Genomic DNA, 17,591 nt, shown 5'->3' with positions numbered 1-17,591 from the left:
TTCCGGACGCGAGTACGCGCCCGAGAGTCTCGGTCCGGCCCACTGGACCACTTAAACACCCTTTCCATATAACAGCAGTCCCAAACCGGTCGCGACCCTCGGTTCGGGTGATGACAACAGCATTCGGTTCTGAACTGGACGGGCAGGTCGCGATCGTTACGGGAGCGTCTTCGGGCATCGGCGAAGCAACGGCTACCGCGCTGGCATCGCGCGGTGCGAGCGTCGTTCTCGCCGCCCGACGCGAGGACGCACTCGAGGAAGTCGCCGCCCGGATCGAGGACGAAGACGGGGAGGCGCTCGTCGTTCCGACCGATATCACGGACGACGACGACATCGATGAACTGGTCGAGACGACGACTGACGAATACGGTCGGATCGATATCCTCGTGAACAACGCGGGCTACATGCCGCTCGCACACATTGCGGATGCGGATCGGGAAACCCTCACGACGACCATCGATGTCAATCTCGACGGGCTGCTCACGCTCACCCACGCCGTCGTTCCCACGATGATCGAGCAAGAACGCGGACACGTCGTGAATCTCTCCTCGGTTGCCGGACGGTTTGCGATGGAGAACAGTTCGCATTATATGGCGGCGAAAGCCGGCGTGACCGGCTTCGGCCGGGCGCTTCGACGCGACGTCGCCCAAGAGGGAATCCGCGTTTCGACTATCGAACCGGGGGCAGTCAACACGGCGCTCACCGAGGACATCCCCGACGACGAGGTCAAGTCGTACGTCGAGGACTACAACCAATCGATGCGACAGCTCGAGCCCGCTGATATCGCGCGGACGATCACGTTCGTCGTGACACAGCCAGACCACGTAGATATCAACGAAGTCCTGATCCGGCCGACGGATCAGGTTCAACCGTAGCGCACAGCCGAGGGCAGCAAACTCGGCCGGCATCGGTATCGGACAGCGCCAGTGACGGTCGGTGTCCGAGACGACGGCCGCCTCGGGGATGCGCATCGTCTTGTAAATCAAGATACTCCTGTCCGGAGACGTAATCCGTGATAGAAACGACGATCATGACGGCCATTACCCCTGTGAGACGCGCGATAACGGAGGCAAACCCCATCCGATGACGATCACGACTGAATTCCGTCTCGAGTCACCCTCGCTTCCGCTGCTCGATGTCGCCGAATCGGTTCGGAGTACGGAACTAACGTGCGTTCACGGGCTCCAACTCCAAGACGGCGTCCAGTTGTTCCTCGTCCAGATCGACAGCACGGACGACGTCTCCGAAACGGAACTCACAACGCTCGAGAACGTGAGGGCGGCGACGCTGGTCGGACACACGAGCGACGAAGCGATTTACAAGATCACCGTCGAACTCGAGGACCGACTCACACGCCTCTTCGATCCCGAACGGTTCGATATCGCACCAGTCGAACCGCCCACGATTTCGCCGAAGGGCTGGTACGAGCACAAACTATTCAAGAGCTACGCGGAGTTCAACGACTATCGAGCCTGCTGTCAGGAGCGTGACATCGAACTCGAACTCGTTTCGGTCAGCCCCGATCCGTCCGCGATCGAGGGCCCCTCACGGCACGGATTAACGGACCGTCAACACGAGGCGCTCACGCTTGCGCTCGCTCGTGGCTACTACGACAGTCCGCGTCGAACGTCGACCGAAGACCTCGCCCACGAACTCGGCATTTCGCAGCCGTCGATGTCGAGTCTCCTTCGCCGCGGTGAACGACAACTCTTCTCGTCCGTACTCGACTCTCGGAAAGAAGGGCGGATTCGGTCCGGCAGGGAGTGACGGTCACCGGGACGAACTCGACTCGTCCGTCTCCCGCTCGGTGGGGCACTTAAACATGCTTTCTGAACAGCATCGAGTCCATGAGAGACGACCCCCAACTATGGGTTGTCTCAACCATGGACTACACGACCCTTGGATCGACCGGGATGGAGGTCAGTTCGCTCTGTCTCGGCTGCATGAGTTTCGGATCGAGCGAGTGGCAACCGTGGGTCCTCGACGAGGAGGAGTCACGGGAGATCATCGAACGGGCGATCGACCTCGGCATCAACTTCTTCGACACCGCGAACGTCTACTCGTCGGGCAAGTCCGAGGAAATCCTTGGGAACGTTCTCGCGGAGTACGATCGTGACGAACAGGTCGTCGCGACGAAAGCATTCCTGCCCCCCGAGGAGGACCCGCATCCGAACGCGACGGGGCTTTCCCGGAAAACCATCGAACAGGAACTAGCGAACTCGCTCGATCGGCTCGGCATGGAGACGGTCGATCTCTACCAGATTCACCGCTGGGACTACGAGACCCCCATCGAGGAGACGCTGCGGGCACTCGACGACGCCGTTCGCCGCGGGCAGACCCGCTATATCGGTGCCTCCTCGATGTGGACGTATCAGTTCGCGGATGCGCTCCACACCAGCGACCGTCTCGACCTCGAGCGGTTCGCGACGATGCAGAACCACTACAACCTCGTCTACCGCGAGGAGGAGCGCGAGATGCTCCCGTTCGCAGAACGGGAGGGGATCGGCGTGATGCCGTGGTCGCCGCTCGCTGGCGGCTACCTCACCCGTCCTCACGACGAACTCGAGGCGACGACGCGCGGCGAGACGGACAAGTACATCGATCAGCTCCCGTATCGGGATGGTGGCGGTCCCGCGGTCAACGAGCGCGTCGCAGAACTCGCCGACGATCACGGTGTCACGATGGCACAGATCGCGCTCGCGTGGCTTCTTCACAAGGAGTGGGTCACGACCCCGATCGTCGGGACGACCAGTGTCGAACACCTTGAGGACGCCGTCGAGGCGCTGGAAATCGATCTGTCGGACTCGGATATCGACTACCTCGAGGAACCCTACGAGCCGCTGCCGGTCGCCGGACACGAGTAGCCGCGCGCCGTCCGGACGATCACGCGATCGGCTCGAGGGGGGAGGGTCCGATACCGTCACTGGAGTCGAGCGACGGCCATCCCGTTCGGTAACCGGTGTTCTAGCCGGGGAAGCCAACCCCTCAAGGGGGACGAGGCTGTTGTTCCGTTCGTGAGCAGTAACTCGATCACAAACGAGAGCGACACGTTCGAGATCGGCGGTTCGACCGTTCGTCGACTGGGGTTCGGCGCGATGCGGATCACCGGCGAGGACATCATCGGTGCACCGGAGGACGAGGCGTCCGCACGCGAGGTCGTCCAGCACGCGGTCGACTGCGGCGTCGATCTCATCGATACGGCGGACTCCTACGGTCCCGCGGTGAGCGAGCGCCTCATCGGCGAGGCGATCGGCGACCCCGACGACGTCCTGATCGCGACCAAGGCCGGTCTGCTGCGCAACAGCGAGGGCGAGTGGCTCGCCCACGGCGACCCGGACTACATCCGTAATCAGGTCCTCACGTCCCTCGACCGGCTCCGGACGGACACGATCGATCTCTATCAGTTCCATCGGCCGGACGACGACACGCCTTTCGAGGACTCCGTCGCGACCTTCGCGGAACTCAAAGACGAGGGCCTCGTCGACGCGGTCGGCGTCAGTAACGTCTCCGCGGAACTCCTCGATCGAGCCCGCGAGCAGGTCGAGATCGAGACCGTCCAGAACCGGTACAACCTGAACGACCGCGGCAGCCGGGAGGTGCTCGAGATCTGTGCCGAGGCGGGGATCGGCTTCATCCCGTGGGCCCCGATCGACGGCGACGATCTGGCCGAACACGGCGACCTCCTCGACGAGATCGCCGAACGCCACGACGCGACACGACGACAGGTCGCGCTGGCCTGGCTCCTCGAGCGGTCCGCCGTCATGCTCCCGATTCCGGGCACGTCCGATCCCGCCCACCTCGAATCCAACCTCGCGGCCTCGCAACTCTCGCTCGGTGACGACGAGGTCCGCCGACTGACCGCGGCCGCCGACTGAAGGTCGACGTTCGACGGGTGTCCCCCGAGCGACCGGTCACCCCTCGAGTCGGCCGGCGATGCGCCGGGAGAGCGCCGTAAGGTAGAACGAGCCCCAGATCGCGGCGATGACGGCCCCGACGACGTCGTAGACGAGATCGACGATCGTGTCGGTGAGCCCGTGCTGGGCGAGGACCGCGTCGAGCCCGACCCGTTGTGCGCTTCGGTCGATCCCGAACTCCATGAGTTCCCAGATGACGCCGAATGCCAGGACGAACACGAGGATGAACGCGAACAGCATCGCGGGCGGGATGTAGATCTCGTCGGTGTGGAGGTCGATCGCCCGGACGACCGCGTAGCCCGCCGCAGCGACGATCGACGCCGAGATCGTATGCGTCAGGCTGTCCCACGGGCCGATCTGGGCGTACAAGCCGGCCGAACCGAGGACGTGGAGAAACACGGCCGCCGTGAGCCAGAACACGAGCCCCGGCTCGAGTGGCAGTTTGGCGTCTCGCTCGAGGACGGCCGGGAGGAACGTGATCGCGAGCGCGATGGCGGCGTTCGAAACCGTCGTCAGGTCGCGGCCGGCGATGCCATACAGCAGGAGGACGGCGAGGGCCGCCTGCATGAGGCGCGAGAGCCGTCTGACGGTCCCGTCGGGGACGTCCAGGAGATCACGGATCAGGGACGGGACGGGGGCAGGTTCCCCGTCGGGCGACGTCTTCCGCGGCGTCGGTGAGCCTCTGGCCTCGTTATCGTCCGCGCCGTAGGACTGGAAGTAGCGCCCGAAGACGGCACCCGCGAGCAGGCCGGCGACCGCCGCGTAGGCGAAGTTGTACATCAATGCACGATTGGCGGCATCCTGTGAGCGGCCGTCTAGAATGTAGTCGGTCTCGAGGGTCACGTCGGCGAGCCACTGGGCGACGTGCCATGCCCCGGCGACGGCAAGGGTCGTCAGTACGACGAGTACCACCGCGAAGGCGTGGTTCATTCGTACCGCGGTGAAGCGGTCGATCTCGACGCACACGACGAGCGCGACCGCAGCGACGGCGACGTACACGGCGATCGACGTCAGGAACGATACACCGGATATCGCCGCATCGATGACGGGGAGCAAGACCAGACACAGTAGTTCCCAGGGTGGCATCACGAGCGGATTTCGGAACGCGGCGGCCGGCAGTAAGACGATCGCGACCGCGAACGCGGTAAACACGAACCAGCGGTAGGCGTCGAAGAGTCCGTGGGCGATCGCGAGGGCGACGAGTGCGGCCGTGACCAGCCAGGCGAGCGCCGCGTTTCGCCGCGTTTTGTCGACCCGCCCGTCGAATCGACCGTCCGCCATACGCTCCCTACGCGACGACGCTCCTAAACGCGAGAGCATGCGAGAGCCACCGAACGACCGGTGTACGTCGGCCGGGACCGTCGTGTCGCGCTCGATTTACTCGCCGCCGACCGTCTTTAGTCGTGCTCCGGCGGTCCCCGAAGGAACCACGCTGGAACCGCTCGCTCCGTACCGAAGACTGATATTTCAGCTTCCGAACGTTGTCGTATGGTCGCACACGACGACCTCGAGCACGGACAGGCCCGCGTCAACGGCGTCAAACTGCACTACGTGACCGCTGGCGACGGACCGCCCCTGGTATTGCTCCATGGCTGGCCACAGACCTGGTACGAATGGCGGAATGTCATTCCACACCTCGCCGACGAGTACACCGTTATCGCGCCCGATCTTCGCGGACTGGGCGACTCCGAAACCCCCGTTTCGGGGTACGACAAGGACACCGTCGCGACCGACGTTCGGGCCCTCCTCGACCACCTCGGACACGGCGACGACCCGATCGTGCTCGTCGGCCACGACTGGGGAATGCCGACCGCGTACGCCTATGCCGCCCAGTACCGCGACCATGTCCGTGCACTCTGCGTGCTCGAGGCCGGGCTACCGGGGATCAACGAGGACGAGAAACGCCAGCTTTGGCACACCCGCTTTCACAGTGTACGCGACCTCCCGGAGCAGTTGGTCGCCGGCCGAGAGCGACTCTATCTCGACTGGTTCTACAAGGAAGGCGCGTACGACCCCTCGGCGATCGACGACGACGCCCGTGAGGAGTACGTCCGCTGTTACTCGCAGGCCGGCGGGTTGCGGGGTGGCTTCGAGTACTACCGCGCCTACGAGACCGATGCCGAGCGCAATCGAGACCACGCCGAGGACCACTCGAGATGCCCGTGCTCGCCCTCGGCGGCGCGGCGTCCTTCGGGGACCTCCCGTTCGGGGACATGACAGCGGTCGCGACCGATGTCGAGGGCGAGGTCGTCGACCGCGCCGGTCACTGGATACCCGAGGAACGGCCGGCGTACTTCGTCGAACGCCTGACCGACTTTCTCGCGGACGCGGCGTGAACTGCCACGGACGCGAACCGGGTGGCTCGAGGTCAGTACTGGTCTCGAACGCGGTCGATCTGACACCGGACACAGAGATCGTCGGCGAAACAGGCGATATCGTCGTACGGGCACTCGTATTCGTCGATCTCGACGGACAGACGGCGCTTTGCGCGCTCCCATTCGGTCTCCCAGTCGTCGATGTCCATCTCGGACGACGTGAAGACGACCGCGCCGTCTCGATCCAGGATCTTCGCGACGGTGACTGAGCGGTGGTTCTCTTTGACGACGGCGATCGCGTCCTCGTAGGACGGACACCGGATCTCCTTTCGCCCCGACTGATCGTCCAGGAGACGGACGACGATGGAGCCGTCGTACTCCTCGGTCGGCTCCAGTCCATTGGTCATGGCAGCTACTGTTGGAACGCCGCGACAAAAAGTTGCGCGTCAGCGCCCGGACTCGCGTCTCCCTGGTCTTGCCCGCTCGCCGTATCACTCGTCTCGCGTGGTTCGATCTCGCTTTTCGGCTTGTCCACGTCTCTCCCCGGTCAACGGAGCGGCGATGCCGCTCCGACCCGTCGCTCACCTCGTTCGTGACGGCGTCGGGAAAAGGAAGTCCGGGTGCGAGAATCGAACCCGCGTCTCAGCCTCCACAAGGCTGAAGGATAACCACTACCCCAACCCGGACACGTGTACACGTTATCCTACAGCCGGTTGGACTAAAATACGTTACGACTCTCCGACGCGGTGTGGGTCTCCGTACCGCGCGATTTCCGTCCCGTGACTGCGCGACGGTCGTGCGGGACATCTGCCCCGCTCGTGACCGGGACGCTTTTCGGCGTACGGCGGGTAGCGCCCACAAGCGTGGCCATCACCGACAAGATCTACATCAAGAACCACCGGCAGCTCAGCTCCCAACTCGAGACGAACATTCCCAAGGGAGCGTTCAAGGGCGCGACGCTCGACATGCTCTTTCAGGGCGACGGCCTCGAGAAGTTAGACGACGCGACCCGCGACCGGGTGCTCGATTTCACGCAGGACTTCCTCGACTGCAACTGCGACAACAATCCCTACTGTGGCTGTCCGGAGCGGAAGTTCATCCAGTACCTCCTCGAGTTGCGCGCCCAGGGGCTGGGGCCGGACGCGATCGTCGACGTGATGACCGACGACTACATGGTCTATGCCTACCCCGGCGACGTGCTGTCCTTCCTCGACAACGGCGTCCGCACGCTCGAGGCCGCCGAGGGGCTCGCTCGCGTCGAAGGAGCGGACGAGAAGTACGATCAGATTCGGCAGGCGAAACGGGAACTCGAGCGATAGGTCCGTCTCGAGGCGTTCGGGCGAGGCACTACTGCGGCCGGCTACCTACAAGCGATGTCTCGGACGGCTTTCGAGCCTATTGATACGATGCTTACGAGCGTTCAGTCGGCGGTCGACGAACCCGGAACTCCGTTTCACGCTCCGGACGTTCCGACAACCCCTCCGCTTGCTACACGAGCGAAACGAGGCGGGACGCGACGCGGTGGGGGAGTTCGATCTCGACGATGCGACGCGTGCGAACCTCGAGCGACTCGGCTATTTAGCGCCAGGCCTTCAATTCCTCTCTCTAACCAGTGATCTGAATCGTTTCGGACCCGCGTCTCCTGTCGCCGTTACTACCGTAGCTGGTACGATTCGTCTTCGTCGTCTAACTCGTCGAGCAACAGTACCTCGTCTTCCTCGTCCTCGAGTCGGTCTTGCAGGTCGTTGACGTACCCTTTGTACTCGTCGAGTTGTTCACGGAGGTGCTCGGCCTCGAGTTCGAGCCGTTCGTGTTCGCGGATGAAGCGCTTCGGGACTTCGACGGTCGGCGGGAACGAGATCTCCTCGTCGGCTCCCGCTCCGCCGGTGCGGGCCTCGAGTTCGTCCTCGGGGACGACTTCGACCTGGCCGTCGTGTTCGACGAGGCGGTCGACGTAATCCCGGAAGACGGCGGACAGCGAGATGTCACGTTCCTCGGCGATCGCCTGTAGCGCCTCGAACGCGTCCTCGTTGACCCGGAACGAGATCGTCTTGTTCTTGTTCCCCATTGCTACCCGTAGTCGTCGGTCACGACACTTAATCATTTGTCAGACGACCGGTGCGAGCGACGACTGGGCCGTTCGTCCGGTGCTCGAGCGTGCCCGCCGTCCGCTCGAGTGCGCCGAAACAGACCCGTTCGAGAGTCGCGTTCAGCCCGTCGCTTCCGCGTCCGCGTCGTCCGCGTCCCCGACGTTTTCGAGGCTCTCGAGCGCCTGAATTACGTCGTTGCGGTAGTTGACGACGGGGGAGTCGTACCGTTCGCGGGCCATTTCGGCGTACTCGTTGGTCGGTGCCGTCGAGCCGCTTTCGGGCGCTTCCTGCTCGGCTTCCCAGGCCTCGAATGCCTCGATGCGATCGAGGGTTCGCTCAGCCGTCTCGACGACCCAGCGGTCGCGGGTCTCGTCGTCGACGACCGCGATGGATTCCGGTCGCAAGGAGACGTTGACGGTTCCGTCGTCGGTCTCGTAGGTTCGCGGTTTGCCGACGATGGAGACGTATTCCGGCGGCTCCGTATCACGGAGTACCGATGCGGCCTCGGGCTGGTACTGCCCGGCGTAGACGAAGAACGTTCCCGTCGGACCGACAACGCGGCCGCGCCAGTACTCGCTGTCGTCGCCGACGTCCTCGGTCTCGGTGAGGGTTCCGACCACGAACACGCGGTTCGCGCGGTCGCCCGTCGGGAGCAAGGCGTAGTTGGGCGCTCGCTCGTCGTCGCTCTCTTTGAATGCGTACGTCGAATCGTTGAATTCGGAGGCGAAGACGCGGCGGGCGACTTCGCGCGTGAGTTCGGACTGGCTCATGTTACATCGACCTCGCTTTGATCAGCAGTTCCTCGGCATCCGCCGGCCCGTCGAGTTCCTCGACGTCGTCGGCCAGGACGTACCGGCCGAAGGTGGGCCCCTCGATGCGGTAGTAGGTGCCGACGATATCCGCTCTGATCTCGTCGGCGACGACGGTCGTATCGAGCGCGTCCATCGCCATGTCCTTGGCCTCTTCGAGGCTCAGTCCCGTCAGGTCCTCGGTCGCGTCCTTGTCGAAGATGACCTCGTGGGCGTCGATACCGTCGTCGACGACGGCCTTGATGCGGAGGTCGAACTCGCCGTCGCCCTCCCCGTGTTCGTTACAGCGCCCGTTCTGGAGGACGCGGGTACAGTCCTCCTCCGGACAGCGCTTGATTAGCCCGCTGCCGCTTTGCATGTCGACCAGTGCCCCCTCGATTTCGCTGGTGTCGTTACCGACCTCGAGGTCCTCGTCGAGTTCCTCGATTACCGTCGTCGAGTTGAGTTTGACCGAGTATCGGCCCTGATACTCGTCGGTGACGACGTTGCGAAGTTCGTAGACGCCCCCTTCCTCGAGCGCGGGCAGTTCCGATTTGGCCCACTTGGTGAACTTGATCGTCCCCGTCGGATCGCCCAGCAGGCCGACCTGTGCGACCGAGTCGCTGCGGGGGTCCCAGAGTTCGATGACCTTCGCGGTGAGGTCGATCCACTCCTCGGGTTCGTCGACGTCCTCGATGGTGACCGCCTCGCTGTCGCCGCTCGAGATGTCCTCACGCTCGAGACCGGCCTCCTCGAGATAGTGGTTGGTGACGCTTCGCCGTGCCTCGTCCATCGGCACTTTGTACTCGTCGACGAGCGTGGTCAGGCGCTCTTCGACGTCCTCGACGTCGACGTCGAGGTGGTCCGAAAACTGCTCGTGGATGTCGTCCGCGTGTTGTCGTACGTCGCTCATTGTGTCTCGCCTCCTCTTTGGTTTCACTGGGAGGCATACGCCCGTTCGCGCCCGATAGTATTTAAAGTACCGCCACCGGAGCGAAAGTGAACGTCGGCGAAAGAAACCGCCAGACGGCGTCGAGGGGTCGTGTTCAGTATGTCGTCCGGTGTCGCTGTCATCCGGCTGATCTGGTCGCTCCCGCCGGCCGTCGTGTCGATCGTCACCCACCGCCGACGGGCCTATGTGTCCTGCGGTCGAACGGTGTGCCAATGCCGGATCGGCGTCAGCTCGAGCGGTTCCTCCGCTCGACGCTTCAGGAGGCGGGCGAGCAGTTCGAGGAGTTCCGGAAATCGACCGACGAGCAACTCGGGGAGGCCCGGGACTCCTACGAGGTCGCGAAGAACGCTCGCGGGTTGCCGGCCGACGATGCGGGCCGGGCAAAGATCGTCTGTCGGCGCTACGCCGAACAGCGGGCGGCGAAGCTCGACGCGGAGTATCGACCGGCCTGTTACGAGGCGGACCACCCCGACTGCGAAGGGTGTGCGGAGGACGTCCGGGCCGGCCGGATCGAAACCTGGTAACCCGGCTCGACCCGTCGTCGCCGAACTGCTCCAGCGCGTCCGCGACGTGGTCGCCCACCGTCGCACCCTTCAAAAATCGATTCCGTGGCTTAGTTCGGGCCCGATAGCTCGGCTTCGGCGTTTCCGTTCGGGGGCCACACCGCCCAGAGCACGATCGCGAGGACGACCGCGCCACCGAGGACGAGCGACTCGAGAACCGAGAGTTCGATCCCGAACCACGAGAGCGCCGTCCGGAACTCGACCACGAACGGGACGAGGACGGCGATGACGACCAGCAGTGCGCCCTTCGAGATGCGCATCTACGGCATCACCTCGCGGACCGACTCGAGAACGAGTGCGGGATCGGTTTCGATGGCGAGTTGGAAGCCACTGATATCGGGACCGAACAGGCCGCCGGAGTCGACGATACTCGCGAGCGGCAGCGTGTAGCCGACGATCACGAGCACGACGGCGATCGCGGTCCAGAGCTTGAGATTGTCGAGGACGGCCGGCGAATCTTCGGGACCCGAGAGCGTGCCGGCGTAGGTGTTTGCGGGCAGCGAGTCGCTATCGTCGTTGAACGAGGTGAGGACCATGTTCAGCAGGAACATGGCCAGCGCGACGGTCAGGAGCACTGCGCCGAGTGCCACCTGGGCGTTGATCTCGCCGACGGTCCCGACGGCCGGTTCGAAGTTGAAGCCCTGGTACTGCGGTTCGGCGGTTCGGCGTGGCATCCCGAACAGCCCGGAACGGTGCATCGCGTTCGACATGAACGTCATGCCGACGAACCAGAGGAGGACCTGCCCGAGTGCGAGCTGGCGACTCCACAGCTCCTTGCCGGTAACCTGTGGGATGAACCAGTAGGCGGCCGCCATGAACGTCAGGGCGACGGCGGTCCCGACGGTGAGGTGGAAGTGACCGACGACCCACCAGGAGTTGTGGACGAGGTAGTTGATGTTCATCCCAGCGTTGATCATGCCCGAGAAGCCGGCGGCGGCGAACATCAGGCCCGCAAGCGCCATCCCGGTAAACACCGGGTCGCGCCACGGGAGGGCCTTGAGCCAGCCGAGATAGCCCGTCCCCCCGCGCTGTCGTGCGCCGTGTTCCATGCTGGCAACGACGGTAAAGGCCGTCAGCAGGCTGGGCAACAGCAGGAACATCGTGTTCGTCATCGCGATGAACTTGTACCCCTCCGCGATGCCGGGATCCAGATACTGGTGGTGGATCCCGACCGGCGTCGACAGCAGCAGGAAGAGGACGAAGACCACGCGCGCAAGCGGGTCGCTGAACAGCTTGCCGCCGGAGAGTTTCGGCAGCATGATATACCACATCATGTACGCCGGCATCAGCCAGAAGTAGACGACGGCGTGACCGAAGTACCAGAACAGCGTTCTGGTCAACAGCGGGTTGACGGAGTCGACGATCCCCAGCGACCACGGCAGGAGGAAGACGAGAATCGACAGCGCGACGCCGAGCGTACAGAGATACCAGAACAGCGTCGTCGTCAGCGCCATGAACGTCGGCAGCGGAATCCGCTCGTCGGGGTTCTCTTTCCGCCAGGCCCACCAGGTCCGGAACCAGTCAGCACCGGCGAGCCACGAGCCGACGACGAACAGCACCAGTCCCACGTAGAACGCGGGATGGGCCTGCAACGGCGCGTAGAACGTAAAGAGAACGTCGGCGTACGTCGGAATCGCGTCGACGACCCCGCCGAGGATCGAGACGCCGACCAGTATCGTTCCGACGACCATCATGATGTACCAGGCCCAGGTAAAGCGGATATCGACGACGCCGCGATCGAGACTCGTCGTCACTGCCCAGGTAAAGATCCCTACGAGGAAGAAAATCGTGAAGGTGATCGCCAGCAGTACGCCGTGGGCGGTGAGGACGGTGTAGTAGTCCGCCGGATCGATGAACCGGAGGACGTCCGTCCGGTGGAGCGCCTGTACGAGCCCGAGCAGGCCGCCGATCGCCAGCGCCATGAACGAGCTCCAGAAGGCCGCCTTGATTACCTTCGCCTCTGCCGGGAACTGATCGAGATAGGTCCGACTCGCAGTGCTACTCATTCGTGTCACCTCCATCCGTCCCGCTGACGACCGAAAGCGTCCCGCTTTCCTCGTGGTCGTCGACCGTGAGCGTCCAGTCGTGCTCGCCCTCTCCGAGCGCGTCAGTATCGACGTCGAACGTGAGCTCCGCGCTGCCTTCGCCGTCGATGGTCACGTCCCGTTCGTACTGCTGCTCACCGATCTCGAGGGTCGCGGTCGTCTCGAGTCCGTCCTGCATCCCGTTGCTCACGGTGGCGTTGATCGTCGTCTCGTTGCCTGCCTCGACTTCGCGTGGCGCGTCGGTCGAGAGTTCGGTCAGATCGAACTCGTCCTCGGGGACGACGGTCAGCAGGCCTTCCATCGTGTGGTGGCCTTCCCCGCAGTACTCGTTACAGAGGATGCCGTACTCGCCCGGCTCGTCGAATTGGACGGTCATCTCCGATATCTGACCGGGAACGACCATCGTGTTGACGTTCGTTCCGACCACGGTGAAGCTGTGGGTCACGTCGCGACTCGTCACGTAGAACGTCACTTCGCTGCCGGCCGGCACCTCGATCTCGCTCGGCGAGTACGACCACGCCTGGGCGACGACGTTGACTTCGTACTCGTTCCCGCCGAGGTGTTCGACGCCGGTCTCGCCGAACCGCTCGTGATCGGAGATCTCGTTGGGATCGATCGATCCGGCGTCGTCGTCGATCATCGCGATTCCGGGGCCGACCGCCCCGTAGGTAATCGTCGCGATAAACCCGACGATCAATACCATGGCTGCGACCAGCCAGGCCTTTTCGTAGGTGTGGATATTCATGCCAGTCCCACCACCGTCAGAAGCGCCCCGACGACGGTCGGCCCGTTGCCGAGGAACTCGACGAAGTACATGAATAGCCACAGCAGTACCAGTATCAGGAAGTAGATCCCGATCAGGATCGCCGTCCCGATCGGATCGTACTCCTCGTGACCGATCTCCCGAACCTGATCGGTCTCGCTCTGTTCCGTTGCTGAAGCCATACGGAGTGGTAGGTGAGGGGGATGACTTACCACCGGCCGTGCTTCCCACTCCGTGGGAACGTCTCGTGGTTTTAACTCGTCTACGAACTCATTGACGGATATGTTCGAGACCGCCACGCCGCGACAGGCGGCGACTACGGGATTACTCGCGTTCATCCCGGTGATCGTCTACGGGGTGACCCACTCGCTGTTCGCCAGCGGCGTTACTACTGTCAACCTCGTCATCATCTTCAGCTCGCTGTATATCGCCATGTCGCCGGTCGACGGTGGACACGGGCACGACCACGCCGGTGACGCAAGCGGTACCGCAAGCTGAGCCCCGTCCTTCTCATGCTTTCAGGGTCGCTCCTGTCGGACCCGGTCTCGCCTCCGCTTGCGATCCCCCTCGAGAGCGCCGTCTCCCTGCGCTCGGGTGCCGAGCACGTCGACCTGCTCGTTCTCGTCGTCGTCGGACTCCTCGCGGGCGCACACTGTCTGGGAATGTGTGGCCCGCTGGTGACGACCTACGCGGACCGGATCGGGTCCGCGAGCGACACGCGTCGCGACGACACGTTGACCGCCTTCGAGGTGCGCCAGCACGCGTTGTTCAACCTCGGCCGAACGGCGAGCTACGCGGCCATCGGCGGTCTGTTCGGGCTTCTGGGGGCGGTGACGATCGCCTCGAGCGAGGCCGTCGCAGCCATCGGCGATTCCGTCAGGGGCGCGACCGGCATTCTCGTCGGCATCGCAATTGTCGGGAGCGGCCTGTACTACCTCCGGGGGAAAACAGCCGTTCCCGGTCACGATCTGCCGGTCCTCGGCTCGCTGTTCCGACGGCTGTCGGGGCTGCTCTCGAGCCGGATCGATCGGCTCGCCACGTCGCCGGGGATCGTCGGGCTCGGGGCGGTCCACGGACTGATGCCCTGTCCGATTATCTATCCGGCCTACCTCTATGCGTTCGCACTGGGGTCGCCAGCGCGGGGGGCACTGTCCTTGGCGGCGCTCGGGGTGGGAACGATTCCGACGCTGTTCCTCTACGGCACCCTGTTGACCACGATCCAGGCGGACACACGCGTTCGGCTTCACCGCGGGCTGGGCGCGGCGTTCGTTCTCCTCGGCTACATCCCGCTCTCGCACGGACTCATGCTGTACGGCATCCACCTCCCACATCCGCCGCTCCCGTTTGCACAACCGTTCTAACATGGGGTACGAATCACGACCGTCAACGGACCCGTCCGCACCGGAAGCCGGCCCCTCGAGCGCGCGTTCGACGCGGCCGGCCAGCGACACTGCGACCTGTGACCTCTGTGGCCTTCCGACCCCCGCTGACCCGCTTACCGGGCCGGACGGTGACGGCACGTTCTGTTGTCGGGGCTGTCTCGAGGTCTCCCGAACGCTCGACCGGGCCGACGACGCGCCCGACGAGTCGGCCGTCAAATCGCGCCTGGACGAGTCGCAAGACGAGGGCGGACTCGACGATCTCGACGGGGAAGACGCCTTCCTCGCCGTCGACGGCATGCATTGTTCGACCTGCGAGGCCTTCCTCGAGACGACCGCGGAGCGAACGGAGGGCGTCCTCGGGGCGACGGCCAGCTACGCGACGGATACGATCCGGCTCGTCTACGATCCCGATCGGATTTCGGCCGACGAACTGCCGGAACTGGTCTCCGGCCACGGCTACACCGCGTCCGACCGAGCGGCCGCGGGCGCGGAGACGGACCCCGACGACGGGCTCGCCCCGCTCTTGCTGGGTGGCTTCTTCGGGATGATGGTCATGGTGTGGTACGTCCTCTTCCTCTATCCCACCTACTTCGGCTACGAACCGGTCGCCGACTTCGGCGGTTACGCCGGCTCCTTTCTGGCGTCGAATATCTGGGTGTTCACCTCGTTCATCCTCTTTTACACCGGCTATCCCATCCTTCGCGGAGCGTACGTCAGTCTCCGCGCGGGCCGGCCGAACATGGACCTGCTCGTCGCGACGGCCGCGGTGGGGTCGTACACCTTTAGCGCGGTCGCGACGCTGCTCGGACGGACCCACCTCTACTTCGACGTCACCGTCGCGATCGTCCTCGTCGTCACCGCGGGCACCCGTTACGAGCAGACGGTCAAGCGCCGCGCGACCGGCCTCCTCTCCGAACTGACCGAACGCCAGGTCGACGACGCTCGCCTCGAGAGCGGCGAGACGGTGCCGCTCGAGGCCGTCGAGCCCGGCGACCGTCTTCTCGTCCGGCCGGGCGAGCGTGTACCACTGGACGGCGAGATCGCGTCTGGAACCGCCGCGATCGACGAGTCGCTGGTGACCGGCGAGTCCCTGCCCGTCGAAAAAGCGCCAGGGGATTTCGTCCGCGGCGGGACGGTGGTCACGGACGCGCCGATCGTCCTCACGGTCGGCGACGAGGCCGAAAGCACGCTCGATCGACTCGTTTCCCTGCTCTGGTCGATTCAGAGCGCCCGGCCGGGCGTCCAGCGGCTCGCGGATAAACTCGCGACGATCTTCGTCCCGCTGGTCGTCGTCCTCGCCGTCGGTGCGGCGGTCATCTCGCTCGCGACCGGCTCGAGCCCGTCGGAGGCGTTGTTGCTCGGGCTTACCGTCGTGATCGTCTCCTGCCCGTGCGCGCTCGGGCTCGCGACGCCGCTCGCAATCGCCGCGGGCGTTCAAGCCGCCGCCGAGCGCGGCATCGTCGTCGCCACGGAGACGATCTTCGAGGACGCTCCGGCCGTCGATGTCGTCGTCCTCGATAAGACGGGCACGCTCACGACCGGCACGATGACAGTCGAACGGGTCCACACCGCCGACTCGATCGCGCCGGACGACCTGCTCCGGCGCGCCGGGACGCTCGAGGCGCTTTCCGAACACCCGATCGCCGCCGCCGTCGCCGACGCCGCACCGAACGCCGCGACCGGCGACGCCACTGCCGGGGACGCGGTCGCGGCGTTCGAGCGGGCGGACCGCGGCGTCGCCGGGCGTGTCGAGGGCGAGCACATCACGGTCGGCCATCCCGAGTTCCTCCGCGAGCGCGGCCTAGACATCCCCGATGTGCTCGCGTCGCGCGTCACCGACGCTCGCGAAGTCGGCCACGTGCCCGTCGCCGTCGGCTGGGATGGCCGGGTCCGCGGTGTGATCGCCGTCGGCGACTCGCCGCGTGCGGAACTGGACGACGCGCTCGAGGCGGTCGCCGCGGGTCGTGAGGTCGTCGTCCTCACCGGCGACGAGGGGCCGGCGGCGGCGGGGCTCCGCGAGTTGGACGGCGTCGACGAGGTCTTCGCCGGCGTCCCGCCGGAAGCGAAGGCCGAAACCGTCGATCGGCTCCGGGGACGCGGGACGGTCGCGATGGTCGGCGACGGGAGCAACGACGCGCCCGCGTTGGCCGCCGCCGATGTGGGGATCGCGATGGGCGGCGGGACGAAACTCGCGACCGACGCGGCCGACGCGGTGATCGTCGACGACGATCTCGAGGCCGTCGCCGAGACGTTCACCGTCGCGACGCGGACGCATCGACGGATCCGACAGAACCTCGGCTGGGCGTTCGCCTACAACGCGGTCGCGATTCCGCTCGCGGTCGCCGGGCTGCTGAACCCGCTGTTCGCCGCCGTCGCGATGGCAGCGAGCAGCGCGCTCGTCGTCTGTAACTCGGCGCGATCGATCTAGACCGGACCGACGACGGAGCGCTTATGCGTCGTCGTCGGCCGTTAGGACCTGCTCGACCGCCCGGCGCTCCCCGTCCTCATAGACGTAGGTCGTCCCGTCGTTCTCGTCGCGCGTCCGTCGATGGCTGCCGTCGCAGAACGGAAACGACTCCGAAAGCCCGCACTGACAGACAGCGATATCGCCCTTTTCATCGTCGAGGTCCGACGGCTCGAGTTTCCGTGGGCCGGTCTCCTCGAGTTCGACGAGTCGTGTCATCGAACGCTTTTCCGCCCGCTCACGCCAAAAGTGATTCGACGGTCTCGAGCACGGGACCGTCGTGGCCGTTTCGCTGGCGAGCGGTCGGTTTGGCCG

At 64.9% G+C, this 17,591-nt stretch carries 19 protein-coding genes, 1 tRNA gene and 1 pseudogene; 10 read left to right on the top strand and 11 right to left on the bottom strand.

Annotated features, from left to right (window positions below):
• Positions 1-110: 110 nt before the first annotated feature.
• The 4 genes from FGF80_RS15395 (at position 111) to FGF80_RS15380 (ending at position 3,875) form a co-directional block, all read left to right on the top strand.
• On the top strand, positions 111-875 hold the full coding sequence (locus FGF80_RS15395) for an SDR family oxidoreductase (protein WP_138654988.1): 765 nt from the start codon (positions 111-113) through the stop codon (positions 873-875).
• A 208-nt stretch (positions 876-1,083) separates the two neighbouring features.
• Complete coding sequence (locus FGF80_RS15390; protein WP_138654986.1) at positions 1,084-1,767, top strand: helix-turn-helix domain-containing protein; 684 nt, start codon at positions 1,084-1,086, stop codon at positions 1,765-1,767.
• 116 nt (positions 1,768-1,883) lie between these two features.
• Positions 1,884-2,864, top strand: coding sequence for an aldo/keto reductase (locus FGF80_RS15385; RefSeq protein ID WP_138654984.1), 981 nt, complete (start codon positions 1,884-1,886; stop codon positions 2,862-2,864).
• A 150-nt stretch (positions 2,865-3,014) separates the two neighbouring features.
• Positions 3,015-3,875 carry an aldo/keto reductase gene (locus tag FGF80_RS15380; protein ID WP_138654982.1) on the top strand — a complete coding sequence of 287 codons (861 nt, stop codon included), beginning with the start codon at positions 3,015-3,017 and terminating at the stop codon, positions 3,873-3,875.
• Between the two features lie 36 nt (positions 3,876-3,911).
• Here the strand turns inward: FGF80_RS15380 and FGF80_RS15375 are convergent, their stop codons facing one another.
• Positions 3,912-5,195, bottom strand: a complete 1,284-nt coding sequence (locus FGF80_RS15375; protein WP_138654979.1) for a hypothetical protein — start codon at positions 5,193-5,195, stop codon at positions 3,912-3,914.
• Positions 5,196-5,402: 207 nt separating this feature from the next.
• On the opposite strand from FGF80_RS15375, the pseudogene FGF80_RS15370 reads away from it, so the two are divergent.
• Positions 5,403-6,250: pseudogene (locus FGF80_RS15370) on the top strand (alpha/beta fold hydrolase).
• 32 nt (positions 6,251-6,282) lie between these two features.
• Here the strand turns inward: FGF80_RS15370 and FGF80_RS15365 are convergent.
• Together FGF80_RS15365 and FGF80_RS15360 are read right to left on the bottom strand one after the other, a co-directional pair.
• Positions 6,283-6,636, bottom strand: a complete 354-nt coding sequence (locus FGF80_RS15365) for a hypothetical protein (protein WP_006187205.1) — start codon at positions 6,634-6,636, stop codon at positions 6,283-6,285.
• 207 nt (positions 6,637-6,843) lie between these two features.
• Positions 6,844-6,915, bottom strand: a tRNA-His gene (locus FGF80_RS15360).
• A 177-nt stretch (positions 6,916-7,092) separates the two neighbouring features.
• On the opposite strand from FGF80_RS15360, the gene FGF80_RS15355 reads away from it, so the two are divergent.
• Entirely contained in the window at positions 7,093-7,548 is a 456-nt protein-coding gene (locus FGF80_RS15355; protein WP_006187206.1) for a DUF5814 domain-containing protein, read from the top strand.
• A 335-nt stretch (positions 7,549-7,883) separates the two neighbouring features.
• On the opposite strand, the gene FGF80_RS15345 is transcribed toward FGF80_RS15355, so the two are convergent.
• The 3 genes from FGF80_RS15345 to FGF80_RS15335 form a co-directional block, all read right to left on the bottom strand.
• A complete protein-coding gene (locus tag FGF80_RS15345; protein ID WP_006187208.1) occupies positions 7,884-8,297 on the bottom strand; it encodes a ribbon-helix-helix protein, CopG family in 414 nt (137 codons plus the stop codon).
• 141 nt (positions 8,298-8,438) lie between these two features.
• Positions 8,439-9,089, bottom strand: coding sequence for an RPA family protein (locus tag FGF80_RS15340; protein ID WP_006187209.1), 651 nt, complete (start codon positions 9,087-9,089; stop codon positions 8,439-8,441).
• 1 nt (position 9,090) lies between these two features.
• Positions 9,091-10,020 (bottom strand): hypothetical protein, encoded by a 930-nt coding sequence (locus FGF80_RS15335; RefSeq protein WP_006187210.1) that lies wholly within the window; start codon positions 10,018-10,020, stop codon positions 9,091-9,093.
• 251 nt (positions 10,021-10,271) lie between these two features.
• On the opposite strand from FGF80_RS15335, the gene FGF80_RS15330 reads away from it, so the two are divergent.
• Entirely contained in the window at positions 10,272-10,583 is a 312-nt protein-coding gene (locus FGF80_RS15330; RefSeq protein WP_006187211.1) for a DUF7091 family protein, read from the top strand.
• Between the two features lie 89 nt (positions 10,584-10,672).
• On the opposite strand, the gene FGF80_RS15325 is transcribed toward FGF80_RS15330, so the two are convergent.
• From FGF80_RS15325 to FGF80_RS15310, 4 genes are read right to left on the bottom strand one after another with little or no spacing between them, the layout of a single operon-like run.
• On the bottom strand, positions 10,673-10,882 hold the full coding sequence (locus tag FGF80_RS15325) for a hypothetical protein (RefSeq protein WP_006187212.1): 210 nt from the start codon (positions 10,880-10,882) through the stop codon (positions 10,673-10,675).
• Entirely contained in the window at positions 10,883-12,628 is a 1,746-nt protein-coding gene (locus FGF80_RS15320; RefSeq protein ID WP_138654975.1) for a b(o/a)3-type cytochrome-c oxidase subunit 1, read from the bottom strand.
• Positions 12,621-13,412, bottom strand: coding sequence for a cytochrome c oxidase subunit II (locus tag FGF80_RS15315; RefSeq protein ID WP_006187214.1), 792 nt, complete (start codon positions 13,410-13,412; stop codon positions 12,621-12,623). Before FGF80_RS15315 ends, FGF80_RS15320 begins: the two co-directional genes overlap by 8 nt.
• Positions 13,409-13,612 carry a hypothetical protein gene (locus FGF80_RS15310; RefSeq protein ID WP_006187215.1) on the bottom strand — a complete coding sequence of 68 codons (204 nt, stop codon included), beginning with the start codon at positions 13,610-13,612 and terminating at the stop codon, positions 13,409-13,411. The genes FGF80_RS15315 and FGF80_RS15310 overlap by 4 nt, the downstream gene beginning before the upstream one ends.
• 100 nt (positions 13,613-13,712) lie before the next feature.
• Here FGF80_RS15310 and FGF80_RS15305 point away from each other — a divergent pair, with 100 nt between their 5' ends.
• Genes FGF80_RS15305 through FGF80_RS15295 form a run of 3 tightly spaced genes read left to right on the top strand, consistent with a single transcriptional unit; the run spans position 13,713 to position 17,240 of the window.
• A complete protein-coding gene (locus FGF80_RS15305; RefSeq protein ID WP_006187216.1) occupies positions 13,713-13,928 on the top strand; it encodes a hypothetical protein in 216 nt (71 codons plus the stop codon).
• 14 nt (positions 13,929-13,942) lie between these two features.
• The gene (locus FGF80_RS15300; protein WP_138654973.1) at positions 13,943-14,791 is read left to right on the top strand and encodes a sulfite exporter TauE/SafE family protein; all 849 of its coding nucleotides are present in this window, start codon (positions 13,943-13,945) and stop codon (positions 14,789-14,791) included.
• A 1-nt stretch (position 14,792) separates the two neighbouring features.
• A complete protein-coding gene (locus FGF80_RS15295) occupies positions 14,793-17,240 on the top strand; it encodes a heavy metal translocating P-type ATPase (RefSeq protein WP_138654971.1) in 2,448 nt (815 codons plus the stop codon).
• Between the two features lie 21 nt (positions 17,241-17,261).
• Here FGF80_RS15295 and FGF80_RS15290 read toward each other — a convergent pair whose 3' ends face one another.
• Positions 17,262-17,495 carry a CDGSH iron-sulfur domain-containing protein gene (locus FGF80_RS15290; protein ID WP_138654969.1) on the bottom strand — a complete coding sequence of 78 codons (234 nt, stop codon included), beginning with the start codon at positions 17,493-17,495 and terminating at the stop codon, positions 17,262-17,264.
• Between the last annotated feature and the right edge of the window lie 96 nt (positions 17,496-17,591).

Source organism: Natrinema pallidum (assembly GCF_005890195.1).
In the GTDB taxonomy this organism is placed as follows: domain Archaea; phylum Halobacteriota; class Halobacteria; order Halobacteriales; family Natrialbaceae; genus Natrinema; species Natrinema pallidum.
This window is presented reverse-complemented; position numbering and strand designations above follow the sequence as displayed.